Origin of the sequence: Fusobacterium sp., from assembly GCF_019012925.1 — a bacterium.
GTDB lineage: Bacteria > Fusobacteriota > Fusobacteriia > Fusobacteriales > Fusobacteriaceae > Fusobacterium_A.
On record NZ_JAGIRL010000007.1, the window covers coordinates 1 to 11,687 of the forward strand.

The 11,687-nt window shown below is 28.4% G+C and carries 12 protein-coding genes; 5 read left to right on the forward strand and 7 right to left on the reverse strand.

Features of this window, described 5'->3' with window-relative positions; genetic code table 11:
- Nucleotides 1–146 precede the first annotated feature (146 nt).
- Nucleotides 147–2,147, reverse strand: coding sequence for a PRD domain-containing protein (locus QZ286_RS01280; RefSeq protein WP_291255165.1), 2,001 nt, complete (start codon nucleotides 2,145–2,147; stop codon nucleotides 147–149).
- A gap of 208 nt (nucleotides 2,148–2,355) precedes the next feature.
- Between QZ286_RS01280 and QZ286_RS01285 the strand changes: the two genes are divergently transcribed.
- The 5 genes from QZ286_RS01285 to QZ286_RS01305 are packed head-to-tail and all read left to right on the forward strand — an operon-like array spanning nucleotide 2,356 to nucleotide 5,975.
- Nucleotides 2,356–2,805: a PTS sugar transporter subunit IIA gene (locus QZ286_RS01285; RefSeq protein WP_291255166.1), complete on the forward strand. Its 450-nt coding sequence runs from the start codon at nucleotides 2,356–2,358 to the stop codon at nucleotides 2,803–2,805.
- Between the two features lie 2 nt (nucleotides 2,806–2,807).
- The gene (locus QZ286_RS01290) at nucleotides 2,808–3,110 is read left to right on the forward strand and encodes a PTS fructose transporter subunit IIB (RefSeq protein ID WP_291255167.1); all 303 of its coding nucleotides are present in this window, start codon (nucleotides 2,808–2,810) and stop codon (nucleotides 3,108–3,110) included.
- A gap of 23 nt (nucleotides 3,111–3,133) precedes the next feature.
- The gene (locus QZ286_RS01295) at nucleotides 3,134–4,195 is read left to right on the forward strand and encodes a PTS fructose transporter subunit IIC (RefSeq protein WP_291255168.1); all 1,062 of its coding nucleotides are present in this window, start codon (nucleotides 3,134–3,136) and stop codon (nucleotides 4,193–4,195) included.
- A gap of 39 nt (nucleotides 4,196–4,234) precedes the next feature.
- Nucleotides 4,235–5,098, forward strand: a complete 864-nt coding sequence (locus tag QZ286_RS01300) for a ketose-bisphosphate aldolase (RefSeq protein WP_291255169.1) — start codon at nucleotides 4,235–4,237, stop codon at nucleotides 5,096–5,098.
- Nucleotides 5,099–5,114: 16 nt separating this feature from the next.
- A complete protein-coding gene (locus QZ286_RS01305) occupies nucleotides 5,115–5,975 on the forward strand; it encodes an ROK family protein (RefSeq protein WP_291255170.1) in 861 nt (286 codons plus the stop codon).
- A 90-nt stretch (nucleotides 5,976–6,065) separates the two neighbouring features.
- On the opposite strand, the gene rnr is transcribed toward QZ286_RS01305, so the two are convergent.
- The 6 genes from rnr to QZ286_RS01335 all read right to left on the reverse strand — a co-directional run.
- A complete protein-coding gene (gene rnr, locus QZ286_RS01310; protein WP_291255171.1) occupies nucleotides 6,066–8,198 on the reverse strand; it encodes a ribonuclease R in 2,133 nt (710 codons plus the stop codon).
- A complete protein-coding gene (gene yqeK / locus QZ286_RS01315) occupies nucleotides 8,195–8,773 on the reverse strand; it encodes a bis(5'-nucleosyl)-tetraphosphatase (symmetrical) YqeK (RefSeq protein WP_291255172.1) in 579 nt (192 codons plus the stop codon). Before yqeK ends, rnr begins: the two co-directional genes overlap by 4 nt.
- 127 nt (nucleotides 8,774–8,900) lie before the next feature.
- Nucleotides 8,901–9,431 (reverse strand): GerMN domain-containing protein, encoded by a 531-nt coding sequence (locus QZ286_RS01320; protein WP_291255173.1) that lies wholly within the window; start codon nucleotides 9,429–9,431, stop codon nucleotides 8,901–8,903.
- A gap of 14 nt (nucleotides 9,432–9,445) precedes the next feature.
- On the reverse strand, nucleotides 9,446–10,453 hold the full coding sequence (locus QZ286_RS01325) for an N-acetylmuramoyl-L-alanine amidase (RefSeq protein ID WP_291255174.1): 1,008 nt from the start codon (nucleotides 10,451–10,453) through the stop codon (nucleotides 9,446–9,448).
- Nucleotides 10,454–10,517: 64 nt separating this feature from the next.
- The gene (yajC, locus tag QZ286_RS01330; protein WP_291255175.1) at nucleotides 10,518–10,790 is read right to left on the reverse strand and encodes a preprotein translocase subunit YajC; all 273 of its coding nucleotides are present in this window, start codon (nucleotides 10,788–10,790) and stop codon (nucleotides 10,518–10,520) included.
- A 63-nt stretch (nucleotides 10,791–10,853) separates the two neighbouring features.
- A partial coding sequence (locus QZ286_RS01335; RefSeq protein ID WP_291255176.1) for a DnaJ C-terminal domain-containing protein occupies nucleotides 10,854–11,687 on the reverse strand: 834 nt, incomplete at its 5' end.

Sequence of the window (11,687 nt, forward strand, 5' to 3'; positions counted from 1 at the left end):
GATGATTTTTTGTGCTGCCAAAATTTAAATTAAGAAATTAAAAACCTAGGAAATCAATTAAATGATTTCTATTTTTTTGCAAAAAAAGAAAAAGGCGTTGCAACTGATATTTAAAAACCATCAGTTTGCAACAGCCCCATTCTTTTTTATTTTAAATTTTTAAAGTAATTATAATATTCAGCTATATTTAATGAGTATAAATTCTTTTCCATAGTTTTATTTTCGAAAATTTCAAATAATTTAAATAAAAAATCATGATAAATATTTTTCTCATTAGTACAAAAGCATATAATTAAATTACAAGTTCTATTTTTAAAACGGATAGATTTTTTTAATTTTAAAAAACTAAATTTGGTTTGATAGACATTATTATTATTTATACAATGGGGAAATATTGTTTTTTCGCCGATATAAATATTATCGTTATTATTTTTTAGTGAAGAATCAATTAGTGAAGTTATGTAAGAAGAATCAATATAATTGTGTTCTACTAGAGGAGAAGCACAAATTTTTATACCTTCTTCAATTGAGGAGATATGATCTACTTCTTTGAATAAAAATGGTTCAATAAATTTTACATTTTTACTTAATTTAGTCTCATAAAAAAAGGAAGGATATTTATTAATTAACATATTTTTTAAATTATCACTATTTAGTTTTTCACAAAAATTTTTAATATCATAAATAAAATTATCTACATTAATCGTTGAAATATCAAAAGTAAAGTTTTTTAATAGCTCGATATCAGTTTTATTTAAAACTGGGCTTACTTTTACTATAGGAACATTATCTGCTCTTTTTTCAAGATCAATTGTAGTTATAATAAGATCAAAATTATCTAGAATAGCAGTTTGATATTCTTGTAATGAATAAGTTTTAATACAATTAATTTTGAAAAGTTCATGTATTCTCATTTTAAGGAAACTAGAAGTACTTATACCAAAATTACAAACAATGGCAACATTTTTAATCGCTTTATTTTTTTCATTTCTTTGAATAGCTCTTTCAAAAAGTAAAACAACAAAAGCAATTTCATCATCAGAGATTTTTACATCCAATTTTTTTTCAAATTCAGTAAAAATAATTTTACAAATATCAAGTGAAGTTTTATAATTATGTTCAACTTCTCTCAAAATAGAATTTCCTAAATTTAAATTTTTTAATGCTCGATAGAGTAGAGGTTTTAAATGATTAAGGAGTTCGTCATATAAAACTTTATCTTCTGTTAAAGCTATATTTTTTAAGTTTGAAAATTTTAAAATAATTTTATATGTTTCCATTTCAATATTCAGCCAATTTTTAAATATAGTAAGAGGGTTTTTTAAATTGTATGAAATTCCAATTAAAAAATCACATAACCATAATTTATAATCAGTTTTTATATGTTTAAAATTTTGATCAATAATATCAAATTCTGAAGACATTTTAAAAAAAGTAATATTATTCTTGTAATGAATATTAGGATTATAAGTTATTAAAATACAAAGAAATAAAACAAATAAATTAAATGCTTCGTCAGAAATAGGTATATTTAATTTAAAGTTATTAAATTCCAATTGATTAATTTTAAATAAAACATTTGGATTTAATAATTTAAAAAAATAAAAGTAGAAAAAGGATTTTTTCCGAGGTTTAAATTCATTTTCATTAAATACTATATATTTATTGAGAAAAGACACTAGAAAAAAGCAAAAATCTAAATCAGAACATTCAAAAAGATAATTCGAATTAGAGTTTTGTATTAAATATATATTATTTTTTTTAAGTTGTTCTTGAAGAATCTTCATATCATTTTTTAAAGTTGGTTTAGAAACTTCTAAAAGATTACTGTATACAATTAAATTAATATCTTTTTTTAAAATTAATGAATAATATATAAATAATGCTATTCTTTCAGTTGTTGAAAAAGAATAATAAATTTTATTAATATCTATAAAAACTTCTTCATAATTTTTTGAAACTCCCTTCCATAAAATATTTTGTTTATTTATTTGAATTTTATAGCTTTCTTTTAATTCAAAATTTAATTCCTCTATTTGATATCTAATATTTCGCTCTGAAGTATTTAAAAAATCAGCCAGATCACTTAGAGTATTAAATTTTTCAATAGAACTTAGTAAATCAAAATGTCTTTTATTTAAACTCATAGTACTCTCCTTATTAAAAATATTATATGGTTTATTATAACATTTTTTTATATTAAAGTTTGAAAAATTTATTTCAAAAATAAATGAAAATATTTTGTTCTTAATATATTGAAAAAAAATATTTCGATTAATTTTGAAACAAAAATGATCTTGAAGTATTTGAAAAAAATGTTAAAATTATATTAACAAAAATGGAAGGTGAATAATTATGAATGAAGTACTTAATGAAAATAACATTTATTTAAATCTAGAGGCTAATACAAAAGAAGAAGTAATAGAATTACTGGCAGAAGAATTAAATAAAACAAATAAATTAATAAATAAGGAACTTTTTATTGAAGATGTTTACAAGAGAGAGGCTGAAGGAATTACAGGAATAGAAAATGGACTAGCTTTACCACATGGAAAATCAAGCGGAGTTAAAAAGACAACGATAGTAGTTGCAAAGTTGAAAAAAGCAATCTTTTGGGAGACATTGGATGATTCACTTGTTGATTTGGTAGTTCTATTTGCAGTAAGATTAGAAGATAAAAATGAAACGCATTTAAAATTGCTTTCAAGAATAGCAGGAAATTTAGCAGAAGAAGAAAATATTGAAAAAATAAAAAAGTTAACAAATAAAAAAGAAATTATAGAAATTTTAGAAAAGGAGTGGTAATTATGAAAATTGTAGGAGTTTGTGCATGTACAGCTGGATTAGCTCATACTTTTATGGCTCAAAAAAAACTTCTTAGTGTTGGAAAAGAAAGAGGGCATTTTGTGAATATTGAAACACAAGGATCAATGGGAGTTGAAAATGAGCTTTCTATTGAAGATATTAAAGATGCTGATTTTGTTATTTTAGCTACGGATATAAAAATTAGTACTGATAGATTTGTAGGAAAAAAAGTAATAAAGGTTCCAACAAATGTAGCAATAAAAGGGACTGTAAAATTATATGAAAAACTTGAACAAAGTATTTAAATAAAATTTAAGGGGGATAGGAAATGAAAAACTTACAAATAAAAAAGCATTTATTGACAGGAATATCATATATGTTACCATTAGTTGTAGCAGCAGGACTTTGTATAGCAATTGGACAAATAATACCAAGATTTGGACTTGAGACAAAAATAAGTGATGTACTTGTAAATTTAGGTGTTTATGGAATGAACTTATTGGTTCCTGTTTTCTGTGCTTCAATAGCTTATTCAATTGCAGATAAACCAGGTATTGCGCCAGGACTAGTCTTAGGATATTTAGCAAATGAGATAAAAGCAGGTTTTTTAGGTGGAATTTTATTTGGATTTGTTGTTGGATTCGTTGTTCTTTGGTTAAAAAAGAATTTGAAAGTTCCTAAATCAATGGAAGGATTAGTTCCAGTAATGCTTCTTCCATTATTATCTATTATTATTTGTGGATTAGGAGCATATTTTATTGTAGGTGTACCAATAGTAGCTCTTCAAAAATTTTTATTAAATTTTTTAACTAATTTAGATGGGAAAGGGAAATTTTTAACAGGAGCTATTTTAGGTGGAATGGTTGGATTTGATTTTGGAGGACCAGTAAATAAAACAGCCTCTATTTTCGTAGATGGATTAATTTTGAATGGAATATATGGCCCTGAAGCAGTAAAGGTAATGGTAGCAATGGTACCACCATTAGGATTAGGGTTATCAGTACTTTTAACAAAACATAAATATACAAAAGCAGAAATAGAAGGAGCTAAAGTTGCTTTTCCAATGGGGTTATGTATGATCACAGAAGGAGTTATTCCAATAGCTGCAAGAGATCCGTTTAGAGTTATAGCAGCAAGTACAATAAGTGGTATGATTGCAGGTGGGTTATCAATGTTATGGAATGTAGGATCAAGTATACCTTCGGGAGGAGTATTTATCATTCCATTTGTTCAAAATCCATTAGGGTTTATAGCAGCGTTAACCATAGGAAGCTGTATTATGGCAGCGATTTTATCAATCAGTAAAAAAGTTCCTACTTCAGAAGAAGAAGGAGAATTGATCTTAGAAGAAGATATGAATTTAGATGATTTTGAAATAGAAAATTTATAAAAAAATTAAAAATATAATTAAATAAATGGAGGTTATGCTATGTTATTAAATATGAAAGAATTACTAAAGGTTGCTCAAAAAGAGAAGTTTGCAGTGGGGGCTTACAATATTGGAAGTGCAGAGCTTTTGAAAGTTGCTCTTGAAGAATGTGAAGTAAATAATGCACCAATTATTCTTGCTATTCATCCTACAGAATTAGAGTACTTAACTGATGAATTTATTGAATATGTTAAAGAAAGAGCGATGAAAAGTTCAGTTCCAGCAGTTATTCATTTAGATCATGGTGGAACAAAAGAGCAAATATTAAGAGCCATTAGATGTGGTTTTACATCTGTTATGATTGATGCTTCACACTGTTCATTTGAAGAAAATATAAAAATAACTAAAGAAATAGTTGAGATTGCAAAGCCTTTAAATGTCTCTGTTGAGGCTGAATTGGGAACTATTGGAAATTTAGGGGAGTCTCACGAAGGAGGAGCAGCTGAAATAATATATACTGATCCTCAAAAAGCAAAAGAATTAGTTGAGAGAACAGGAATAGATACATTGGCAGTGGCTATAGGAACATCTCATGGATTATATCCTAAATGGATGACACCAAAATTAAATTTAGAGCTATTAAAAGAAATAAAATCATTAGTTGATATTCCACTAGTTTTACATGGAGGATCTGCAAATCCTGATGTTGAGATAAGTGAATCTGTAAAATTAGGAATTTGTAAAGTTAATATTTCAAGTGATATAAAAAGTGTATTTTTTAAGCAAGTAAGAGAAACTTTAAAAGAAAATGAAAAAGCAATGGAACCACATGAAATCTTTTCAAAAGCGATAATTGAAGCAAAAAAAATAGTAAAACATAAATTAGAATTATTTAATTGTATTGACAAAGCAAAATTATATTAATAAGGAGCTAAGCAAAATGAGAATTGGAGCAATAGAGGCTGGTGGAACAAAATTTGTTTGTGGAATAGGGAATGAAAAAGGAGAGATTTTTGAAAAAGTAATTTATCCAACAGAAACACCTGAAATTACCTTAAAAAAAGTTTGTAATTTTTTTCAAAATAAAAAAATAGATAAATTAGGAGTTGGAGCTTTTGGACCTATAGATTTAAAGCCTAACTCAAAAACTTATGGTTATATTAAAAAAACTCCAAAACTAGAATGGATAGATTTTGATATAATCGGATATTTAGAAAAAGAGTTAAAGATTCCCATTTTCTTTGATACAGATGTTAATGCAGCTACTTTAGGTGAAGCTACTTGGGGAATAGCAAAAGGAATAAAAAATTGTGTTTATATTACAGTAGGAACAGGAATAGGTGGAGGAGCTTTGGTTAACGGGAAGTTAGTTCATGGAATGCTTCATCCAGAGATGGGTCATATTATAATAAAAAGACATCCTAAAGATACATATAAAGGAAAATGTCCATTTCATTCTGACTGTTTTGAAGGTTTGGCTTCAGGACCATCATTAAAAGAAAGATGGGGGAAAGAAGGGAAAAATATTTCAGAAGAGCATATTGCTTGGGATATAGAAGCATTTTATATTGCTCAAGGGATAGTAAATTTTATTCTTACTCTTTCACCGGAAAAAATTATACTTGGTGGCGGAGTTATGAAGCAATCACAATTATTTCCTAAAATAAGAAGAGAAGTTGTCTTATTATTAAAAGATTATCTTCAAACAAATGAAATTTTAATAGATATAGACAACTATATTCTAGCACCTAAATTAGGTGAAAATGCTGGCTTATTAGGTGCACTAGCTCTAACTCTTTAAAAATATAAAAAAACCTCCTTTGATTATTAAATATCAAGGAGGTTTTTCTCTTGATTTTATCAATATAACCTTTTTCTAAATTAATTTATATTATTTTAAAATAAGGCCTTCGTCCATAACAAAATTAGGTACAATCTCAATCTCTAACTCTGCAAGACTAGCTCTTACCAATGTAACCTTATATTTATCTCCAATACTATAGAATTTTCCAGTGTCAGTATCTCTCATAACATACTCTCTATCATCAAATTCATAATAGTGTTTAGCAGCAACAACATCCCAGAAACACTCAATATGATCCTCAGTTTCAAAGAATACTCTCTTATTACTAAAACCAACTATTGTAGCTTCATATTCTTCACCAACTCTATCCATCATATACTCAACAAGTTTTATTTTTACACTTTCATCTTCAACTTTCATAGCTGCTCTCTCTGTTTTTGAGATATGTGAGCAAGTAACAGGTAGCTCTTCCATATTTTTGATTATAGATTTTTTATTTGGATAACCATGTAAAACAGAGTTTAAAATTCTATGAACAGTAAGGTCAGCATATCTTCTGATTGGAGAAGTAAAGTGTGTATAATAACCAGAAGCAAGACCGAAGTGTCCAAAGTTTTCAACTGTATATTTAGCTTGTTTAAGAGCCATCAATATCATCTTATGCACAAGAAGATTTATTCCTCTCTCTTTTGAGTCCTCTATTATTTTTTGGAATTGTTTAGGGTGTATCTCTTCAAGTGAGTGTATTTTATATTTAAATTTAGCAAGAGTTTCATTTAAGTTTTTAATTCTTTCCATATCAGGTTTCTCATGAGTTCTATATACTGAAGGTATCTCTAACCAGAATAGTTTCTCTGCAACAGTTTCATTAGCAGCTATCATAAAATCTTCAATTATTCTTTCAGACTCCCCTCTATCTCTACTTTTTATATATTCTACCTTTTTATTTTCATCAAGGACAAGTTTAATTTCAGGTATATCAAAATCAATACTTCCTCTTTTGTATTTCATCTCTCTAATAATTTTAGAAAGTTCCAACATATCCATAACCATATCTTTGATAGGTGCATACTCTTTTAATATCTCTTCATCTCCAGCAATAATCTTATTAACATTTGTATAAGTCATTCTGTAAGCAGTTTTTATAACAGATTTATAAGTGTCAGAGTCCACTACTTTTCCTTTGTTATCAATTTCCATTTCACAAGTAAATGTAAGTTTATCCTCATTAGGATTTAGAGAACAGATACCATTGGAGATCTCTTTTGGAAACATAGGGAGAACTCTATCTACTAGATATACCGAATTACCTCTTTTGTATGCCTCACTATCTAGAGCTGATCCTTCAGGAATATAGTGTGAAACATCAGCAATACTAACGATCAATTTGTAGTTACCATTTTTTAATTTTTTTACATATACAGCATCATCTAGATCTTTAGCATCATCACCATCTATTGTGATAATAGGTAAATCTCTCAAATCTCTTCTTCCATCTAACTCTTTTTTAGTAATTTCAGTAGGTATTTTTTTAGCCTCTTCCATAACATCTTTAGGGAAAGTTTCAGACATACCCTCTCTGATAATTAGAGCCTCAATCATGTTATCAGTGTTATATGGATCTCCAAGTATCTCAACAATCTCCCCTTCCGGTTTTCTTTCAGCATCACCCCAGAAAGTTATCTTAACAACAACCAATTGATTATGTTGTGCATTTTTCATTCTGATAGCTGGGATATAGATATCTCTACCAAAAGAGTGAGTAGGAGTAACGAATCCGAAATTTTTATTTTTTTGAAAGATACCAATAACAATATCTTTATCCCTGTTGATAATTCTAACTACTTCTCCCTCTTTTTTCCTATCTCCATTCATACCAGCAGTAAGTTTTACAAATACTGTATCTCCATCAAGAGCTCCATTAAATCCGCTTTTAGGGATAAAAATTCCCTCATCTTCAGTATCTACAAAGGCAAATCTATCCTTTATAATACTGAATACTCCCTTTATATACCCTTGAGTTTCAGGAAGATTATACTTACCTCTATTGTTTTTAATAAGCTCTCCTTCAGTTACCCAATTGTCAATTATCTCTCTATTCTCTTTTTTGAATTTAGGAGACCAACCTAATAATTTTGTGATCTCATCTAATTTTAATCCCTTTCCCTTAGTATTTTTAAATATCTCTTTTAATTTTTCTAATTCTTTTTCAATTTTCATATTTTACCTCCATTCAAACTATCTTCAAGCCACTCTTTCATCTCAAGAGTATTCCTATGTATCTTTCCACCAGTACTTTGAAGATAGGTAATTTTTCTCTCAATTTCAAATATAATTCCTTGATCTAAATTTGTATCAGTAACCCTTCTAATCTCATCTACTCCAGGATAGACTCTATTTTTTTCAATTCCATCAGCTATATATATTATTCTTCCAACTAGAGATAATCCTTTTTTACCAATAGTGTGGTATTTAATAGCAGAGAGAATCTCTTCATCAGTGATATTAAGCTCATCTTTAGCAATAAGATAACCAACAAAACCGTGGAGTATCTCAGAGATTCTCATATCCTCTTCAGATAATTCATCACTAAAATTAGCTTTACAAATCTCTTCCATTCTATTTATGTCCATACTTTTGGCAATATCATGTAAAATAGCAGCTATTCTTACCTTAGTTTCATCTACACCATATTTTTTACTAAGTTCAACTGCTTTTTCTTCAACACCTAAGGTATGTATATATCTTTTTTCTGTAACTCTTTCTTTTACTATTGCTCTTAAATTTTCTAGCATCTCTCCTCCTATAAAAAAAGGCAGATAAATATTTCAGATTTTACTTATCTAAGCACTCATTATAATTATACCATATTTAGATAAGTATTCCTTTAATTTTAACCTGACATTTACCTGCTTGTTAATTTTAAATATTTGTATTTCTAGTATATGTATTAGCAAAAACTCCTGTTTCTTCTCTTCCATTTACTAAAATCTTAACTTTTCTTATATTTCCTAATTCTGTAATACTATTAACTATTGAGTAGATAGATAGTAAATTTTTTCTGTTCTCTGTTTTCAATTCAGATATATTAGATATATCTAAAAATACAGTGTCACCCTTTATATAGATATTATCAATTTCAACTTTTTCACTAGTCAAAACTTTAAGCTCTTGTAAATTTTTTAAGTTTATTTCAGCTATATTTTTTATTTTATCTCTTAATTTAGGAGATAGTGGGATATCCTCTTGATGAGTAGCTAATTTATTATTATTAGTCACTGTATAGATAGTTACTTTTTCAAAATTTTGTTTTTCATTTAGGTTATCATTTTTCTCAATAGGATTGATTGTATGAATCTTCTTACTAGAACTTTTTAATTGATAGTAAGTAAAACCGCTACAAAGTACCAAGCCCCATATTATTCCGAGTACAACTATTATTTTTTTATTCAATCTTTCACCTCACATTAATAGAAATTTTCTCTTACCATTTTAGCAATCTCTTGAGCCATTCTCTTTTGAGTTGTAGGACTTGTTAGTTTTTTAATATCAGCATTGTTGTTAATAAATCCTAGCTCTACAAGAACACCAGGTCCATTAAATCCTCTAAGTACAGCAAAGTTAGCTCCATGTATTCCTCTATCTCTCATACCCATAGCCTTAGCTAGAGCAGCTGAAGTTTTCCTTGCAAATCCAATAGAGATCTCTTGATTTTTTTTATAGGCAAGTTCACCCATTATCTGTACAATGTTACTTGTTTTCTCTCCATATTTATCACCAACACTATTTTCAAAAGCAGCTATTCTTTCGGCATAAGGTGATGATTTTTTAGAGAAATAGAATACTTCAACTCCAGATAGAGTATTTTTGATAGCAGAGTTGACATGGACACTTACAAACATATTTGCCTTAGCTTTGTTAGCTATTCTAGGTCTATTTCCCAAAGTTACAAATACGTCACTATCTCTTGTCATAACCACATTAAAATCTTTTTGAAGTTCATCTCTTAAATATTTTGCTACAGAAAGAGCTATTGTCTTTTCATAATATTTTTTATAACCAACTGCTCCAGAGTCTTTACCACCGTGACCAGCATCAATAGCTATAGTATACTGTTTTTTACCACTCTTATCATTGAATGAAAGAATAAAATCATTGCCACTAAAAGATGTTGAATAAGATATATTTTTATTTAATTTAATAAAAAATCCAACAGATCCATCATAATTAACAGTTGAAAAATCCTCCACATATTTTGAAGTATAGTTTTTATCATTTAATTTTGTAGACATATTGCTTCCTGGAAACTCAAGGAAAATCAATCTATTATAGGAATCATAACTTATTTGGTAGGCTGGTTTTGCACTCCCTGAGAATAGAAAAGAGAGTTTAGTTCCCTTTTCACTTACTGAACTGATAGTTCCTGCCAAACAAAAATTTCCTAAAATTAAAAATAGTATTAATAATTTTTTCATTTATCTCTCCATATCATTAAGAAAAAAGAGGGTAAAGTAATTATCTCACCCTCTGTCTATCCAATTATTGTAAAATTGTAGAAATTGCAGATTTTCTAAAAGTTAATTTAACTCCTTTATCCACTCTTATTTCAACATAATCTCCTAATACAGAAACTACTGTTCCTTTTATTCCACCAATAGTTAAAACTTCTGTACCTTCTTTAATTGAATCTAACATTTCCTGTTGTTTTTTCTGTTTTTTCTTGTTTGGTTGTATTAATAGGAAATAAAATATAGCAATCCAAGCGATAAATGTAAATATTAGACCCTTGTATTGACCAAATAATTGTTCCATTTGTGATCCCCCTGTAAAAGTTATTTTTCCTTAAGTATAGCACAAAATATCTTATTTTTCAAATTATTTAAAAAAAGACTTAACTTTATCTAACCAAGTTTTGTGTTTTTTATAATTCTTGTCTTTTAAACTCTCTTCAAAGGCTCTCAATAGCTTTTGTTGGTTTTCGTTTAGATCTATTGGAGTCTCTACAACAACTTGTATGATCTCATCTCCTACCATAGATCCTCTCAATGCTTGTATTCCCTCTCCTCTCATTCTGAACATCTTACCAGTTTGAGTTCCAGCAGGGATTTTCATATTTTTCTTACCTTTTAGAGTAGGGATCTCAACCTCTCCACCTAGAGCAGCAGTTGTGAATTTGATAGGGATTTCACAATAGATATCCATACCTCTTCTTTCAAAAATAGCGTGATCTTTTACTCTGATTACAATGTAAAGATCTCCATTTGGCCCACCATTTTCACTAGCTTCTCCCATACCATCAAGTCTAAGTTTTTGTCCATCTTCTATTCCAGCAGGAATTTTTATTTTTTTCTCAACTGTCTCTTTTGTAATACCTGTTCCACCACAAGTTTTACATTTCTTTTCAGGAATTTCTCCCTTACCATGACATTCACTACATTCAGACTGACTGACCATGTTACCTAAGATAGTTCTTTGAGTAACCTCAACATATCCTCTACCATTACACTTAGGACAAGTTTTCATAGAACTTCCAGCTTCAGCACCTGAACCATTACAGCTAGGACATTTTCCATTTCTCTTATATTTTATAGTTTTTTCTACACCAGTAGCAGCTTCTTCTAGAGTAATCTCAACTTGGTATCTCAGATCTCTACCAGGTTCTACATAACTTCTTCTAGACGAACCACCGAATCCGCCACCAAATCCACC